A 16,951-nucleotide genomic window follows, 5' to 3' on the forward strand; every position below is an offset into this window, starting at 1 on the left:
CCGCTCCTGCATCAATCGAGCAGCATCATGCCTTGCTCGATATCGGCGGCAATGGCATGGCAGAAGGCTTCCTTGTCACCTCGGCGCAGGGCCTGGGTGATCTCACGATGATAGTCATCACTGATGGAGGCACCCCAGCGCATGCAGATCTGGCGCATGCTGGGGCCATACTGCAACCAGAGTGTCTCGATCAGCGGCAGCAGTACCACGGACCGGCTGCGCTGATAGATATGGAAATGGAAACGATAGTTGCCGCGCATGTAACTGGGCAGGTCGGCCTGTTCGATAGCACGGTTGATCTGCTCATCCAGCGCTTCCAGCACCTCGATATCATCACTCCCAAGCTGCTCGAAGGCCTGTCGCGAGACCTGCGTCTCGAGGCTCTTTCGCGCGAACAGCACCTCGTGGAAACGTTCTCTTGATAGCTTCGGCACCATGATCTTGCGACTGTCCGAAAACACCAATGCCCCTTCAGTCACCAGCCAGCGCAATGCTTCACGAGCCGGCATGGCACTGGTGCCGTACTCCGCCGCTATCGAGCGGATGGAGATCACTTCCCCAGGTGCGAAGTCACCTTCACACAGACGCAGCTTCAATGCGCGATGCAAACGTGTCGAGGCCGTATCCGGCAGGTATGGCGCATCGCTTTCATTGCCATCGCCATCAATTGCGGTTTTCTCGATGTCATGATGTTTTTCAACCACAGGCTTCTCTGGCTCCTGTCTGCAAGTCTTTAGCATTTTCACCCCATCATTCCTTGCTGTCATGCAGCCGATGCCAAGCACTGATCAACACATCCTTGTGTGCAGGTTATGCCCCTGCTAGTGTGATCACAACGTGTGATCACACTTTTTCATCCTCTACAGGAGCGTCCATGTCCGAATCGCGCGACTCTTCTCGCAGCTCTCCTCACAGCTCTTCCTACTGTTCTTCCTACTACGCGGCCACGATTCATCAAGCGTCCGATTATCCGCAACTGGAAGGCGACCAACGTGTCGATGTTGCCATCATCGGTGGCGGTTTTACCGGGGTGAATATTGCCATTGAGCTGGCTGAGCGTGGCTTTCAGGTAGCGCTAGTGGAAGCCAACAAGATCGGCTGGGGGGCAAGCGGGCGCAATGGCGGCCAGGTGACCGGCAGCTTGTCCGGCCAGGATGCCATGCTCAAGCAATTGAGCAACCGGCTGGGCCAGGAGGACGCGGAAGATTTTGTCTGGAACCTGCGCTGGCGTGGGCATCGCATCATCCGCCAGCGAATCGACAAGTATGCAATTCCCTGCGATCTCAAGTTCGGACACCTGCAGGCAGCCTACAAGCCTAGCCATATCAATGAACTCAGACGCGATTATGAGGCTTCACAGCAGCACGAGATCGGTCAGCATGTGGAATGGCTCGATGCGCCAGCCACGGCGAATGTCATCGGTACCTCGCTGTATCACGGCGCCATTCGCAACAACTTCAACATGCACCTTCACCCACTCAACCTGTGTCTGGGCGAGGCCCGTGCAGCGGCGTCTCTTGGCGTCAAACTGTTCGAACATTCACCGGTACTCGACATCCTTCATGGCGACACTCCCACCGTGGTCACTGCCAAGGGACGCGTGATCGCCGACAGCGTGGTGCTGGCGGGCAATGCCTACCACCGCCTTGAGCGCAAGGCGCTGCAAGGCAAGCTGTTCCCTGCTGCCCTGGGTATCGTCACCACCGCCCCGTTGACGAGTACACAACAAGCCTCGGTAAATCCCGAGGACCTGGCCGTGTATGACACCCGTTTCGTGCTCGATTATTACCGCCTGACCGCGGACGGTCGCCTGCTGTTCGGTGGTGGTGCCAACTACTCAGGCAAACCTTCCGCTGACATCGGCGCCGAATTGCGCCCCCGCCTTGAACATACTTTCCCCCAGCTCAAGGGCATTGCGCTGGACTTTCAATGGCAAGGCATGGCCGGCATCGTCATCAACCGTATCCCGCAGCTCGGCAAACTGTCGCCCAATGTGTTCTATGCCCAGGGCTATTCCGGACACGGCATCGCCACTTCGCACATTGTCAGTGAAATCATGGCCAATGCCGTTAGTGGGCAACTCAAGGAATTCGACCTGTTCGCCAACATGCACCACTGGCGGATTCCGGTCAGCGAGCGCATCGGCAACGCTCTGCTGTCCGCTGGCATGTGGTACTACCAACTGCGAGAAAAGCTGCGCTAGGCCCAGAAAACACTGCATCAATGCCTGCGCCACTCAATCACGGCAGCGTCTTCTCACAATAACAACCCTGGAGACATTGAATGGATGCCATCTTCCCTCTGAGCGGACCATGGGTGCTATTGCCCACCGTCGTCGTGCTGGCCCTGGCGCTATGGACCCGAAGAGCCCTGGAGCCCCTGGTCACAGGGGCCTTTGTCGGTACGCTGTTGATTGGTCCCGGCGATGCCCTGTCGACCTTGTCGGAAAGTCTCATGGCCGTGATGACTGACGAAGATGTCGCCTGGGTCATCATGGTCTGCGGATTGATGGGCAGTATCATCGCCCTGCTGCTCAAGTCCGGTGCTTCCAAGGCTTTCGCCACCGGTTTGCTGCGCTATATCACCAACAAGCCGCGTGCCTTGCTGGGCTGCTGGTTCATGGGCATCATCCTGTTCGTCGATGACTACCTGAACTCCTTGGCCGTTGGCACGTCGATGCGTCAGGTCACCGACCGCTTCAAGACATCGCGCGAGATGCTGGCCTACGTGATCGACTCCACTGCTGCGCCAGTCAGTGTGTTGATCCCCATCTCGACCTGGGCCGTCTTCTTCGGCGCCTTGATCGAAAAGAATGGCCTGGCACCGGATGGCGCTGGCGTGCTGGCCTATATTCAGGCCATCCCCTTCATGTTCTATCCTTGGCTGGCTGTCGCCCTGGTCCCCTTGGTCGCCTATGGCAAGATACCGCTGCTGGGCCCCATGAAGCACGCTGAGCTGCGCGCCCAGAACGAGGGCAAGTGCGTACCTCCCGGGGCCAAGCATATCGACGACGAGATTGCTCATCTGCAGGCCAGTGACACCACCGAAAGCAGCATCTGGATGTTCCTGTTGCCGATGATGTCGCTGGCCTTCTTCACCTGGTGGTTCGATCTCGACTTCCTGATGGGCATCTTCGTCACCCTGGGCGGCATGATCGTTGCCTTCATCGCCTTGAAGAAGCTGACCCCGGGTCAGACCTTCGACAATATTCTCGAAGGCTTCAAGTCGATGCTCGATGCGCTGGCGGTACTGGTCGCCGCCTTCCTGTTCAACGAGGTCAATACCACACTGGGACTGAACGAATACATCATCAACAGCGTCCAGCCACTCATCAATGCCGAGATGCTGCCGTTCATCATCTTCACGCTGATGGGCTTCGTCTCCTTTGCCACTGGCTCCAACTGGGGCGTGTTCGTCATCATTCTGCCGATCGTCACCACTTTGGGGCAGAACCTCGGTGCCGACATGACGCTGGTCATCGGCGCGACCCTGTCAGCCAGCACCTTTGGCAGCCACGCCTGTTTCTATTCCGATGCCACGGTCCTGACCGCACAGGCCAGCGGCTGCACACCTTTCCAGCATGCCCTCACCCAACTGCCCTATGCCGCACTAGCCGGCTGCCTGGCAGCCGCCATGTATCTGGTGCTGGGTTTTGTCATGTAAGGGCAGGTTGATTCAAGGGCTAGGGTATTCAAGGAACCATTCAAGGACCGTTCATCCAGGGAACCGCCATGAACACAGAACACACCTCTCACAACATTTACTGGGACGACTCACAGGGTGAGTCCTGTGCGTCGTTTGCCAGGCTGGAAGGTCCCCTGCAAGCCGATGTGGTCATCGTCGGTGGTGGTTTTACCGGACTCTGGAGCGCTTATTACCTCAAGCATGAAGCTCCGCAGCTGGAAGTCGTGGTGTTGGAAGCCGAGCGCTTCGGACATGGTGCGTCAGGACGCAATGGCGGCTGGGTGGTAGGTAACCTCGCAGGACTGGAGCGTCATCTGCATGGCTTGGATCGCCAGCAGCGCCAAGCCTGCTGCCGCTTGCTGGCCAACAACGTCGACCATCTCGGCGCCACACTCGCCACAGAAGGTATCGATGCGGATTTTCATAAAGGCGGGGCACTCTATGCTGCCGCCCGCTACCCTGCGCAGGAATCGATCCAGCGCCACTACCGAGAGCATTTACTGGAAATCGGCCACGCTGAGCAAGACTGCGTATGGCTCAATGCCGATGAGCTCAGCGCCATGGCACGCATGCGCAATCCTTATGGCGGTATCTGGCATCGCCAGGTCGCCACCATTCATCCGCGCAAGCTGGTCAATGGCCTGGTTCAGCGTCTGGATGCCATGGGAGTGCGCCTGTACGAACATAGCCGAGTCATGGCCTTTGCTGAACGGCGAGTGAGTACTCACGAGGGCAGTGTTTCCGCACAGACGATCGTGCAGGCTACCGAAGGCTACAGTGAACACCTGGGCCATGTGCGCCAACACGTCATTCCCGTACAGAGCCTGATCATTGCCACCGAGCCTCTCAGTGAATCCACCTGGCAGGAAGTGGGACTGCACGACCGCCCGACCTTTGCCGACGCCAGCCGCCTGATCAACTACGGCCAGCGTACCCGCGACGGCCGCCTGGTCTTCGGCGCCCGCGGTGCCTATCGCCTGGGAGCCCATCCGCGTCATGACACGGCCATCAGCGCCAGCGACATGGCCATGCGCCGTGACCTTCTCGTCGACATGTTTCCTGCCCTGGAAGGTGTGAACATCACCCATGGCTGGGGTGGTTCGCTGGGTCTTTCACGCAGTTTCCGGCCCCACGTCGTACTGGACCGCAAGCAAGGACTCGCTAACGCGGGAGGCTATGCCGGGGAAGGTGTCGCCGCAACTCACCTGATGGGACGCACGCTCGCTGACATGATTCTTCAACGCGACACCGAGCTGACGCGCATGCCATGGGTGTTCGACAATCATTCACTGACACAGGTGGTCAAGCGCTGGGAACCTGAGCCGGTGCGCTGGCTGGCCGCGCAAACCATTCTCTTCAGCTACGCTGGCGAAGAAGCCCTCATGCGCCGTCAGCGTCACATTCCTGTGCTCAGCAACGGACTCACGCGCCTGAATGATGCCTTTGCCTCAGTCATCGAGTAACCAGCCCTCACGGAAGCATGGTGAAAAAACAACCAAGGGGCCTTCCCCTGACCTATACGGAGACACTTGAATGCTGATCATCCATAGTGACAAGACCCGCGACCGCCGCACCCAGACCGAGCTATGCGGTGGCCAACTGGTTGCCCCTTTCGAGTGCCCCGAACGGGTCGATTACATCATCGAGCGCGCCCGCCAGGAGCAACTGGGTGAGATTCGTGCACCGCAATCCTACGACCTGGCGCCGGTGCTGGCCATTCACGACCGTGACTATATCGAGTTCCTGCGCGGAGCATGGGAGCAATGGAAAGCCGATGGCCATGAAGGCGAAGCCATCCCCAATATCTGGCCATCACGACGCATGCCCGGTCGGCACCTGCCGCGCAATATCGAAGCTCGCCTGGGCTATTATGCGCTGGCGGGGGAAACGTCCATCAATGCCGACAGCTTCACTTCAGCCCTGCTGAGCAAGGACATCGCCCTCACCGCCCTGGATCACGTCCTCACCAGCGGCGAAAGCGCCTTCGCTTTGTGCCGCCCGCCCGGGCATCACGCTGCTGTCGATCAGTTTGGTGGTTACTGCTTCATCAACAATGTGGCAGTTGCCGCACAACGTGCACGTGATCAAGGTCGCCAGCGGGTCGCCATCCTGGATATCGACTTCCATCACGGCAACGGCACCCAGGACATCTTCTATACGCGCAATGATGTACTGACGCTTTCGTTACATGGTGACCCCATGGATGAATTCCCCTACTTCCTCGGCTTTGCCGAAGAAACGGGAGAAAGCGATGGCACGGGCTATAACGTCAATTACCCGCTGCCCAGCGGTACCGACTATGCCACCTGGTCGAAGCACCTGGAACAGGCCAAGGCCCGCATACGCGACTTTGCTCCCGAACTGCTGATCATCGCACTGGGTGTGGATACCTTCGAGAACGACCCGATCAGCTCATTCAAGCTCAAGAGCCCGGATTATCTCGATATAGGACGCCGCATTCACGAACTCGGCCTCCCTACCCTGTTCGTCATGGAAGGTGGCTACGCCGTGGAAGAAATCGGCATCAATGCCGTCAATGTACTCAAGGGCTTCGATAACGCCTGAACCAACCAAAGACCACCATGAAGAGGCGGGGCCCAGCATCAGAGCCCTGCCCTTGTCTCATCCTGAATCTCGATGCGCTTCTCTGAAGACGGATATCGATACAGCAACACACCAAGCCCAAGAAGTAAGAAATTAAGAAGACAAGAAAAAAGCACCTGCCAGCAATCACCCATGTCACCTGACATCACCACAACAACAGGTACTGGCATATGACACAGCAAAAAATCTCGACATTGCCCCCGGCCTATACAGGCGACAGTGACCTCAAGCGTATTCTCGGCCTGCCAGCCCTGGTGTTCTTCGGCCTCGCCTACATGGTCCCGCTCACCGTGTTCACGACCTATGGCGTCGTCACCGAAACCACCCAGGGACATGTTCCCCTGGCCTATGTCATTACCTTGGCCGCCATGTTCTTCACCGCCTACAGCTATGGCCGCATGGTCGAACATTACCCGGCAGCGGGATCGGCCTACACCTACACCCGGCGCGCCTTTGGCGGGCGTATCGGCTTCATGGTGGGCTGGGCGCTGCTGCTGGATTACATCTTCCTGCCCATGATCAACTATCTGGTGATCGGCATTTACATGAAGGAATACTTTCCCGCCGTCGACCAATATGTCTGGGTGCTGGGCGCCATCGCCATGGTCACCCTGCTCAATGTCCTGGGGATCAAGCTGGTGGCGCGCATGAACCTGATCATCATCGCCTTCCAGTTCATCTTCCTCGCCACCTTCATTGCCATGTCTTTCAGTGCCATCGGCAGTGATGAAGCCCCTTCCCTGCTGGCACCGTTCTACAGCGAGTCACTGCAGTGGCCAACCATTGTCGGTGGTGCGGCCATTCTGTGCCTGTCCTTCCTGGGCTTTGATGCCGTATCGACCCTGAGCGAGGAAACCCGCCAGCCCAAGCGCGATATTCCGCGTGCCATCATGTTGTGCACCGTGATCGGCGGCACGCTGTTCATCCTCGCATCCTACATTGGCCATTTGGCATTCCCGGACTATGCCAACTTCGGCAGTGCCGACTCGGCAGCCGTGGATGTCATGCGCCGGGTCGGTGGCACCCTGCTGGTCACTTTCTTTACGGCAGCTTATGTTGCCGGCTGTTTCGCCTCGGCCATGGCCTCCCAGGCCAGCGTGTCACGCATTCTCTATGCCATGGGGCGCGATCATGTGTTGCCGGGCTGGTTTGCCGTCATCAGCAGGCGCTACGGTACCCCATTGGGTTCAACACTGATCGTCGGTGCCATTTCCCTGCTCGCCCTGGTCATCAGCCTGGAACTGGCCGCAACCATGATCAGTTTCGGTGCCTTGGTGGCGTTCTCTTTCGTCAATCTATCCGTGATCAAGCACTACCTGGTCGACGAGCACCTGTTGCAACCCAAGCACCTGCTGCGCTACGGCGTGATGCCCAGCATCGGTTTTCTGTTGACCATCTGGCTATGGAGCAGCCTGTCCGGCAACACTTTCCAAGTGGGGCTGACCTGGGTGGCATGCGGCTTCGCATACCTGCTCTACCTGACGCGCATGTTCAAGTACGAAGTACCTGACCTGGAACTCAAGGAAGTGTAATTCAACCTCCTGCTCTCAAACGGCTGACGGGGCGTCATATGACGCCCCGTCAGCCATTCAGGTTTTCCTGCAGAGAACGTCACACCAGGGCGCGGACCGCCAGGAACAGCAAGGTAGGCGCGAGCAGAATACCCAGGCCGGTGTAGAACGTCGCCGTCATGGCCCCATAAGGCACCAGGCGTGCGTCAGTGGCCGCCAGCCCCGCCGCTACGCCACTGGTCGTGCCGATCAGGCCACCAAAGATCATCGCTGAACGTGGATTATCCAGCCCGATCATGCGTGCACTCATCGGCGTCACTACCATGACCAGGATCGACTTGACCAGCCCGGCGGCAATCGACAGAGCAATGACTTCAGAACTTGCTCCCAGCGTTGCACCGGTCACGGGCCCGACAATGTAAGTCACGGCGCCAGCGCCGATGGTCGTGATATCCACCGGGTCGGTATAGCCGAATGCAACAGCGACCGCACCGCCAGCCACGAAGGACACGATCACCCCAGCGAACAGCGCCACGACACCACGAACCCCCGCCTTGCGGATTTCGCTGAACTGCACACCATAGGCCGTTGCGATAATCGCCAGATCACGCAGCATGCCTCCTCCCATCAACCCCAGACCGGAGAACAGGCTGATGTCCGCCAATCCATGCTTGCCCCCCGTGACCACGCCCCCCACCCAGGCCAGCAGCAGGCCAATCAGGATGGCAATGGCAGAACCATGCAACTTGCCACGGGTAAAGCGTGCACTCACCCAGTACGCGGCATACATGGCCAGGCCGATGATGGCGAAGGCAGCAACAAGATGATATTTGTCGAACAGCTCGATCAGTGATTCCAGCATCATTCATCCCCCTCGGTGGCTGCCGCCAGAGAACGACGACTTTCCTCGTCGCTTGTCTTTCCTGCGATCACCGGTACCAGCAACAAGCCGAGTACCACGGCCAGTACACCTGCCAGCAAGGCAACCAGCCCGCCACTGAAAGCGGCTGCAACGTTCTGGCTGGCGGCCATGGCCACCACGATGGGAATGTACATGGCATTCCAGAAATTGATTCCCGAAACCGTCGCTTCGGGCAACCTGTCATGATCCTTGAGCCAGCTAGTGATAAAGATGAGCAGCAGCATGGCAATGCCGACACCACCGAGGTTGGCACCGATGCCCAGCAATTGGCCTAGCAGATCGCCGATGATCAGGCCGACCATCATGCACCCTGCGAGCAGGGCGACTCCGTATATCACCATGGGAATTCTCTCTATTTGTCGTTATTGGTGAGGAGACGTGACGTTTGTCGGTCACCTCATGAGCGCGTTTCTTGGCGTGCTTGTACTTCTCGTCCTTGTGCTTCTAATCCTTCTACTTCTCGTCCTCGTACTGTGGATCCTTGTGCTACTGACCCTGTCCTACGGGCCCTTGTATGGCCAAGCGCCTCGGTCAGGGGAAAGGAGCAGGTCATATCGCCATGCTGTTTTCAGTACCTGCTCCTTGTCGACACCAGCCAGCTCAGGAAGCCACCTCCTCCTGCGGCTGATAGATGTCCGCGTAGCGGTCACGCAACTGGTTCTTCTGTACCTTGCCCATGACATTGCGCGGCAGGCTATCGATGAAGAACACACGACGTGGCTGCTTGTAGCGCGCCAGTTGCCCTTCCAGGCTGGAGACGATGTCCTGTTCATTCAGGGTGTTATTGCTCTGCGGTACCACGACTGCGGTAACACCCTCGCCCAGATCAGGGTGCGGTACTCCGATGACCGCCGACTCCAGAACCCCCGGAAGCTCGTCGATAAGCTGCTCGACTTCTTTCGGATAGACGTTATAGCCACCCGAGATCACCAGGTCCTTGTCACGGCCCACGATGTTCAGATAGCCCTGGTCATCGATACAGCCCAGGTCTCCGGTAATGAAGAAACCATCATCGCGGAATTCGCTGCGCGTCTTCTCCGGCATCCGCCAGTAGCCCTGGAACACGTTGGGGCCGCGCACTTCGACCAGCCCGGTTTCCCCCTGAGACAGTTCAGCTCCACTTTCCCGATCGGTGATGCGTACCTCGACGCCGGGCAAAGGCATACCGACCGTGCCTGGACGGCGTGCACCATCGTAGGGGTTGGAAGTATTCATATTGGTTTCGGTCATGCCATAGCGTTCGAGAATGGCGTGTCCCGTACGAGCCTGGAAGTCTTCGTGGGTCTCCGCCAGTAGCGGAGCCGAACCTGACACGAACAGGCGCATGTTACGCACCACATCGCGGTCCAGGCGCGGCGACTGCAGCAGGCGGGTATAGAAGGTCGGCACCCCCATCAGCACCGTGGCCTTGGGCATGCGCTCCAGCAGCGCATCGATGTCCAGGCGCGGCATGAAGGTCATCGAGGCCCCGGCTGTCAGGGTCACGTTGCAGGCCACGAACAGGCCATGAGTGTGGAAGATCGGCAGAGCATGCAACAGGTGATCATCGGCGGTATAACACCAGGCTTCCACCAGAGAACGACTGTTCGAGGCCAGGTTGGCGTGGCTCAGCATTGCCCCCTTGGCACGTCCCGTCGTGCCGGAGGTATACAGAATGGCCGCCAGATCCTTGCCCTCAAGCTGAGCGACATCCGTGGTGGGTTGCGCGGACTCGGCACGCTCCATCAGGCTGCCATCCTCCTGGGTGCCAAGGCTCGCGACCTCGACCACCAGCCCCCGCTGACTATAGTGCTGAGCCTGGGCCAGTTGAGCCGGCGTGCACACATAAAGCTGCGGCTCTGCATCGCTGAGGAAATACTCGATCTCGGCTTCGGTATAGCCGGTATTCAACGGAAGATACACAGCCCCTACCTGCAGACATGCCAGATACAGCATGACGACCTGCGGACTCTTGTCGACCTGCACCGCAACACGGTCACCAGGCTGAACACCAAGCTCGAACAGTACCGAAGCCAGACGCTGCGACGTCGCCAGTACCTCGGCATAGCGATAGCGCTTGCCATCCAGTGTATCGATCAGACACTTGTCCGGTTGATGCTCAAAATGCGGGAGGAACTGCAGATAGAGGTTATGGTTCATGATGATCTCACTGCTGAAAGTAGGTGATCGTCAAAGGTCGACGATCATTGGCGGTAAGCACTTGGCGGTAAGCACTAGTTGAAAGTGAAAATGGTGAAAAATGAAATAGTCAGAAGCGGACGATATACGCAGTATCAAGCATCCGCTCGCTCATGACGGCGCGACTTCTGACGAGAGGCCAAGCGGCGGATGTCAGATGCGCAGATGACACTGCCCTCTCGGCTGTAGGCCTCGTGGTTCTGCTCGATCTGATCGGGCTGATAACGATAGTTGACCATCAGACCATGAGCCTGACGCAGCCCTTTGGCTGAAGTATCACCCAGCCAGTTCAGCCGGTGCAGGCTGGCACCATTGCCCAGGTGGAAACGTGCTACCGGATCCAGCGGCTGCCCACTACGATGCTTGGCTTCGAGGAAGTAGCGAGCGGCCAGCGGCATCAATTCGGCGCTCAACGCCTTGCGACGTTCTTCATCCGCGTTCCAACCCTGTTCCTTGAGAGCCGATTCCGTCTGTTCGGACAAAGTGATCTGACCTTCACTGCATTGTGTCTCGAGCCAATCGGCAAACCCTGGTACTGGCGACAGAGTGACGAATTCCTTGAGATTGGGCAGCTCACGCTTGAGCTCCTGCACGACCTGCTTGATCAGGAAGTTGCCAAAGGAGACGCCCTTCAATCCACGCTGGCAGTTGCTGATGCTGTAGAACACTGCGGTGTCAGCTTCATCAGGATGCAGCGCTTCCGAAGAAGCGAGAATTCCCTGAATGTTGTCGGGAATCCCCCGGCACAAGGCAACCTCGACGAAGATCAGCGGTTCGTCCCCAGCGGCGGGGTGGAAGAAAGCGTAGCAGCGCCGGTCCTGCGGACCGAGCCGCCGACGCAGGTCATCCCAGTCGTGGATCTCGTGGACAGCTTCATACTGGATGACCTTCTCCAGTACCGCGGCGGGCGTATTCCAATCGATGTTTTCCAGCACCAGGAAGCCGCGATTGAACCAGGAGGCAAACAGATGGGCGAAATCGGCATCCAGCGGTGCCAGCTCAGGATGCTGCTTGAGCAGCCCCAGCAGATCCGCGCGCATCTTGACCAGTTCGATGGTGGCGCCAGGAGAAAGATTGAGGCGCCGCAGCAAGTTCTGTCGAGCCGGCTCACAGGCGGCAAACAGGCGTTGCAGGTTGGCATTGCCTGAGTCCTCGCGGTAAGCCTCATAGGCACTATGCACGGCGTCAGGATCAGCAGCGTACTGGTCTGCCAGCAAGGTGAAGAACGCCACCCGCTCATCCTTCGACAGCTCCGCATAGCGTTCCAGTGCCTGCTGGGCCACCAGGATGCTCGAGGCCTCACCATTACTGTTCATCAGGGCATGACAGGCCGCTCCCAACTGGGTCAGCGGCGACTCCCCGCTCCCCCCTCGTCGATATGTCGCGATGGACGTCTGTTCACGAGCCCGCCTGGCAGCACGTGACAGCAGATCCTGCAGAAACTTCATGTTCATGTTCATGTCGTGACACCTCGCTGCGCCAGCCATCGAAGCCAGGTCGACACTGCCTGACTGTCGAGAGCCATCACCAAAGGAATACTTCAGCACACATTGTTATATATAACAGACAGTGTCTACATATACATAGGTCAAATGCCACAACCGCGTTTCCGCGGTCGTGGCATTCATGAGCAAGTTTCTAATAGTGGATACCCAGGCAAATAATGCAGGAGAAGTCAGCCGTCTTCAGTTGCCGTCCGCAGGATTCAGCAACATCTGTTCGGCTTCGGCTAATTGCTGGCTACGCGGGCTTTGAAGCCGGTGATCCCGGCCAATCAGGGCATATAGGGTCGGTAACACAAACAGGGTAAACAAGGTACCGATCAACATGCCACAAACAATGACCACACCAAGTCCGAAACGACTATTGGCCCCGGCCCCTCCAGCGAATACCAGAGGGATCAAGCCCAGCACCATGGCGGCGGTCGTCATCAATACTGGACGCAGGCGAATCTGGGCGGCACGCAGAATTGCCTGAGAGCGGCTCAATCCTTCATGCACCTGCAGCTCGTTGGCGAATTCGACCATCAATATACCGTGCTTGCTGATCAGGCCAATCAGCGTCACCAGACCTATTTGGGTATAAATGTTGAAGGTCGTCCATCCCAGGGCTAATGGCAGCAATGCCCCACAGATCGACAATGGCACGGTAATCAGGATGACCAGGGGATCGAGCAGGCTCTCGTACTGCGCCGCGAGCACCAGATAGATGACGATCAGCGCCGCCATGAAGGCCCACATCAGCGTGTTTCCTTCCTGGATGTACTGGCGTGACTCGGCCTTCCAGTCATGGGAAAAGCCCGGAGGTAGCTGCTGCACCTGTTGTTCAAGAAAGGTGACAGCCTGACCCAGCGACACGCCGGGTGCCGGAATTGCCTGCATAGTGGCAGCATTCTGTTGGTCGAACTGAGCAAGACGGTTAGGTTCCACCTGCATCGACACATCCACCACACTGGAAAGCGGCACCAGGATTCCACTATCAGTACGCACAAACTGTCGAGCCAGTGCTTGCGGTGTCAGACGCTGATGTCGGATGCTCTGGGGAATGACATCGTAAGATCTCCCCTGCAACGCAAAGCGATTAATGTAATTTTCACCCACCAGGACAGCCAACGACTTGGCGATGTCATCCATGCGAATCCCCAGGCTATTGGCTCGCGAGCGGTCGACGCTTACCTTGACTACAGGATTGTTGTAATCGAGATCGCTATCAACGACTACGAATAGCCCGCTGCTACGAGCGCTTTGCTTGAGCTGTTCCATCGCTTCGAATACCACACGGTGGTCCTCGGCGCTGCGCAATACCAACTGTATCGGCAACCCTCCACTGGATCCCGGCAAGGCGGGTTCCTGAAAGACAAAGATGCTGTTGCCTTCAACTTCACCAACCGCTTGCTGTAGCGTGCTGGTGATTTCTGCGCCGGAGCGTTCACGCTGCTCCCAATCCGACAGGATGACACCGCCAAAGCTTTCAGCCGGCCCGTTCGTGCCATTGATCATCCAGGTGCTGGTCGCTTCGGGGAGACGGCCCATGATGGCATCGAGCTTGTCAGCAAAGCGCTCGACATAGTCAAGATTGGCGTGCTGCGGTGACTTGATGGCAGTGAGTATCGAGGCCTGATCCTCAGCGGGAGCCAGTTCACTCTGTGGCAACTGATACAGCAGCGGGAGACTTGCACATACCATCAATGCCACACCTGCCGCTATCCACCGGTGGCGCAGAGAGACCTCCAGTACTCGCCCATACTGCCGCATCAAACCTGCGAATACCTGATCCGAAGTTTGCGCCAACCAGCCCTGGTGCTGTCCCTCGGGAAGCAATACCGAGCTCATTACCGGGGACAATGTAAGCGCTACCACACCTGAAACGATCACGCTTCCCGCCAGCGTCAAGGCGAATTCCTTGAACAGTGCCCCTGTCAGCCCTCCCATCAGGCCTATCGGTGCGTATACCGCAGCTAGCGTAATGGTCATTGCAATCACGGGCCCTGCCACTTCACGGGCTCCAAACAGTGCAGCGACTATCGGTGAACGCCCGGACTCAATATGGCGGTGCACGTTCTCTACCACCACAATGGCATCGTCCACCACCAGGCCAATCGCCAAGACCATCGCCAGCAGAGTCAGCAGGTTGAGGCTGAAGCCAAACGCCAGCATCAGTGCAGCAGCACCCAGCATCGACAACGGGATCGTGACCACCGGAATCACGACACTGCGCAATGATCCCAAGCACAGAAAGATCACCACCACCACGATCAGCACGGCTTCCAGCAGCGTGTGCATGACTTCATCAATGGAGGCCTGAATAAAGCGCGCAGTCTCATAACCCAGGCTGGCTTCAACCCCAGGCGGTAACGTCCGATCCAACTGGGTCAGCATCTGGCGAAGGCCGCTGACAATGGTCAGCGGATTGCCGGTAGGCGTGGGAAATACCCCGACGAAAACCGCAGGTTTACCGTTCATCTGGCCACTGCTGTCGCTGGATGCAGCCCCTAGCTCAACGGTTCCCACATCACGCAGACGCACCAGGCTCTGGCCATCATTGCGAATGACCATGTCGCGAAACTGTTCAACGCTGGCAAGGTCAGTATCGACGCGCACATTGGCCATCACATACTGCCCTTTCACTGTGCCCGGTGCGGCCTGATAGTTGTTGCGGCGTATCGCATCGGCGACATCTGCGGCCGTCAGGCCATGTCCCGCAAGACGATCACTATCCAGCCACAAGCGCATCGCCAGACGCTGCCCGCCATACGACGCCACCTTGGCCACACCTTCAATGCTGGCGAACATTGGCTCGACGACACGTAACAAATAGTCATTGATCTCGGACACCGACAAGGTACTGCTGGCAAAACCCACATAAGCCAGTGCGGTGTCGCTGCCCGCCGAACGTTCAATCACTGGGTCGAAAGTGTCTTCCGGCAGTCGATAGCGCACCTGGTTGACCTTGGCCATCGTCTCGGTCATGGCTTGAGTGGAGTCACGGTTGAGCAGCATACGCAGACTGACTTGGCTACGTCCCTGGGTCGAGGACGACGTCATGTAATCGATGCCCTCCACTGAGGACACCGCTTGAGCGATGGGCTGGGTGACAAAGCCCTGCATCAGCTCTGCCGAGGCTCCGGGGTATTCGGTTGTAATGGTGATCGTAGCGTTTTCCAGCATCGGGTACTGACGTAGCGGCAACTTGTTCAAGGCAAACAGGCCTGAAAGTACCATCAGGCTACTGATGACCAGTGCCAGCACCGGACGCTGTACAAAGTGATCGGTGAAGGTCACTGAACATCCTCCCTGGTGGAGGAGGATTCGAGTGTGGCAACGTCACGTGATGCCTGCAGAGTGTCATGTTCCAGTGGCTCAACGACCATGCCATCACTGAGCTTGAGCTGTCCGGAGGTGACGACTCGATCACCTTCATCGAGACCCTTGTCAATCGCTACATAGCCTTGCCAACGTTCGCCTGTCTCGACCGCCACGCGCTTGACACTGAGCGACTGCCGTTGACCACGCTCGACGATGAAGACCGTCTCACCGTATGCGGTATAGGTCACCGCAGTTTCAGGCACGCTCAGCACCTCGGCATCATCTGAGCGTGGTACGCGAATACTGACGTACATCCCGGCATGCAGCTCTCCGTCTCTATTGGGCAAAGTTGCTTGAACCTGCACCATACGGGCAGCATCGACGAGAGGGTCAATGGCATCGATGACGCCACGGAAAGTGCGCCCGGGATAGGCATCAACTTCCAGCTCTACCGGCTGACCTGGCCGAAGTTGGGGTATCGCCTCTTCATCCAGGGCGAAATTGGCATGCATTTGATCAGCATCAACAAGGCTGGCGATGGTGTCACCGGCACTCAGATACTGGCCAAGATGCACCCGACGGATACCAATGGTTCCAGAAAATGGCGCTCGAATGGCCTTCTGCTCAAGACGCGCTTCAACCTGCTGCAACTCACCACGCGCCATATCCCTCTGGGCTTCTGCATTATCGCGCTGCTCGGGAGTCGTAGCGCTTTGCGCCGCCAGGCTGTTAAGGCGTTGCAACAAGGCTTGCGCATTACGCAGCTGAGCTTGCAGGCGTACCTGCTCGGCACGTTCTGGTGCATCGTTTATCTGGACCAGCACCTGGCCTTGCTCGACCTCCTGGCCAGAGTCGAATTCCAGCAGAGCCACCCGACCGGATGTTTCCGCTGCGACCTGCACCTGTCGAATAGCCTCGAGTTCACCGATACCAAAAAATGCACGAGGTGGGGTGCGACGCTTTACTTCTGCCAGCGCCACCTTGGTCGCAGGCCAGGCATTTTCTGCTGATGCATCGGGCTGTTCCGACAAGAACATAAAGACCACGATGACAACGGCCACAATAGCTATCATCACGCCTGCTTGAGCGACGCTTTTATTCATCACTGATATCCTCATCTCGCCCAATGTCAGTCCCGGCAACTCTCTTCTTTTTCCGAGGAAACCTGCTCGTACCACAGCCCGTACAACGGGGTTGCAAGTCATGGAGTCGCGGACTATAAAACCTCAAGCAAACTTGAGGTCAAG

At 57.9% G+C, this 16,951-nt stretch carries 12 protein-coding genes; 5 read left to right on the forward strand and 7 right to left on the reverse strand.

Going from position 1 to position 16,951, the window contains the following annotated elements; genetic code table 11:
- Positions 1 to 11: 11 nt before the first annotated feature.
- The gene (locus tag Q1K07_RS05855) at positions 12 to 704 is read right to left on the reverse strand and encodes a GntR family transcriptional regulator (RefSeq protein ID WP_300309170.1); all 693 of its coding nucleotides are present in this window, start codon (positions 702 to 704) and stop codon (positions 12 to 14) included.
- Positions 705 to 874: 170 nt separating this feature from the next.
- On the opposite strand from Q1K07_RS05855, the gene Q1K07_RS05860 reads away from it, so the two are divergent.
- The 5 genes from Q1K07_RS05860 to Q1K07_RS05880 all read left to right on the forward strand — a co-directional run bounded on the left by Q1K07_RS05860 (position 875) and on the right by Q1K07_RS05880 (position 7,820).
- On the forward strand, positions 875 to 2,203 hold the full coding sequence (locus Q1K07_RS05860; RefSeq protein WP_300309171.1) for an FAD-binding oxidoreductase: 1,329 nt from the start codon (positions 875 to 877) through the stop codon (positions 2,201 to 2,203).
- Positions 2,204 to 2,283: 80 nt separating this feature from the next.
- Entirely contained in the window at positions 2,284 to 3,663 is a 1,380-nt protein-coding gene (locus Q1K07_RS05865; protein ID WP_300309172.1) for a Na+/H+ antiporter NhaC family protein, read from the forward strand.
- Positions 3,664 to 3,731: 68 nt separating this feature from the next.
- Complete coding sequence (locus tag Q1K07_RS05870; protein ID WP_300309173.1) at positions 3,732 to 5,147, forward strand: FAD-dependent oxidoreductase; 1,416 nt, start codon at positions 3,732 to 3,734, stop codon at positions 5,145 to 5,147.
- A gap of 70 nt (positions 5,148 to 5,217) precedes the next feature.
- Positions 5,218 to 6,249: a histone deacetylase family protein gene (locus tag Q1K07_RS05875; protein ID WP_300309174.1), complete on the forward strand. Its 1,032-nt coding sequence runs from the start codon at positions 5,218 to 5,220 to the stop codon at positions 6,247 to 6,249.
- A gap of 209 nt (positions 6,250 to 6,458) precedes the next feature.
- Positions 6,459 to 7,820, forward strand: a complete 1,362-nt coding sequence (locus Q1K07_RS05880) for an APC family permease (RefSeq protein WP_300309175.1) — start codon at positions 6,459 to 6,461, stop codon at positions 7,818 to 7,820.
- Positions 7,821 to 7,899: 79 nt separating this feature from the next.
- Here the strand turns inward: Q1K07_RS05880 and madM are convergent, their stop codons facing one another.
- The 6 genes from madM to Q1K07_RS05910 all read right to left on the reverse strand — a co-directional run bounded on the left by madM (position 7,900) and on the right by Q1K07_RS05910 (position 16,807).
- Positions 7,900 to 8,664, reverse strand: coding sequence for a malonate transporter subunit MadM (gene madM, locus Q1K07_RS05885; protein ID WP_240349306.1), 765 nt, complete (start codon positions 8,662 to 8,664; stop codon positions 7,900 to 7,902).
- A complete protein-coding gene (gene madL, locus Q1K07_RS05890; RefSeq protein WP_300309176.1) occupies positions 8,661 to 9,062 on the reverse strand; it encodes a malonate transporter subunit MadL in 402 nt (133 codons plus the stop codon). The genes madM and madL overlap by 4 nt, the downstream gene beginning before the upstream one ends.
- A gap of 259 nt (positions 9,063 to 9,321) precedes the next feature.
- Entirely contained in the window at positions 9,322 to 10,860 is a 1,539-nt protein-coding gene (locus Q1K07_RS05895) for a malonyl-CoA synthase (protein ID WP_300309177.1), read from the reverse strand.
- A 134-nt stretch (positions 10,861 to 10,994) separates the two neighbouring features.
- Positions 10,995 to 12,353 carry a malonyl-CoA decarboxylase gene (locus tag Q1K07_RS05900; protein WP_300309178.1) on the reverse strand — a complete coding sequence of 453 codons (1,359 nt, stop codon included), beginning with the start codon at positions 12,351 to 12,353 and terminating at the stop codon, positions 10,995 to 10,997.
- 231 nt (positions 12,354 to 12,584) lie between these two features.
- The gene (locus tag Q1K07_RS05905; protein ID WP_300309179.1) at positions 12,585 to 15,680 is read right to left on the reverse strand and encodes a MexW/MexI family multidrug efflux RND transporter permease subunit; all 3,096 of its coding nucleotides are present in this window, start codon (positions 15,678 to 15,680) and stop codon (positions 12,585 to 12,587) included.
- Positions 15,677 to 16,807: an efflux RND transporter periplasmic adaptor subunit gene (locus Q1K07_RS05910; protein WP_300309180.1), complete on the reverse strand. Its 1,131-nt coding sequence runs from the start codon at positions 16,805 to 16,807 to the stop codon at positions 15,677 to 15,679. Before Q1K07_RS05910 ends, Q1K07_RS05905 begins: the two co-directional genes overlap by 4 nt.
- Between the last annotated feature and the right edge of the window lie 144 nt (positions 16,808 to 16,951).

Origin of the sequence: Halomonas sp., assembly GCF_029263665.1 — a bacterium.
GTDB lineage: Bacteria > Pseudomonadota > Gammaproteobacteria > Pseudomonadales > Halomonadaceae > Halomonas.

Bases quoted from the DNA above. Each gene is read 5' to 3' on its own strand.
- Q1K07_RS05880 (WP_300309175.1), top strand. From the start codon at position 6,459: ATGACACAGCAAAAAATCTCGACATTGCCCCCGGCCTATACAGGCGAC.
- Q1K07_RS05875 (WP_300309174.1), top strand. From the start codon at position 5,218: ATGCTGATCATCCATAGTGACAAGACCCGCGACCGCCGCACCCAGACC.
- madL (WP_300309176.1), bottom strand. From the start codon at position 9,062: ATGGTGATATACGGAGTCGCCCTGCTCGCAGGGTGCATGATGGTCGGC.
- Q1K07_RS05870 (WP_300309173.1), top strand. From the start codon at position 3,732: ATGAACACAGAACACACCTCTCACAACATTTACTGGGACGACTCACAG.
- Q1K07_RS05860 (WP_300309171.1), top strand. From the start codon at position 875: ATGTCCGAATCGCGCGACTCTTCTCGCAGCTCTCCTCACAGCTCTTCC.
- Q1K07_RS05865 (WP_300309172.1), top strand. From the start codon at position 2,284: ATGGATGCCATCTTCCCTCTGAGCGGACCATGGGTGCTATTGCCCACC.
- madM (WP_240349306.1), bottom strand. From the start codon at position 8,664: ATGATGCTGGAATCACTGATCGAGCTGTTCGACAAATATCATCTTGTT.
- Q1K07_RS05895 (WP_300309177.1), bottom strand. From the start codon at position 10,860: ATGAACCATAACCTCTATCTGCAGTTCCTCCCGCATTTTGAGCATCAA.
- Q1K07_RS05910 (WP_300309180.1), bottom strand. From the start codon at position 16,807: ATGAATAAAAGCGTCGCTCAAGCAGGCGTGATGATAGCTATTGTGGCC.
- Q1K07_RS05900 (WP_300309178.1), bottom strand. From the start codon at position 12,353: ATGAACATGAAGTTTCTGCAGGATCTGCTGTCACGTGCTGCCAGGCGG.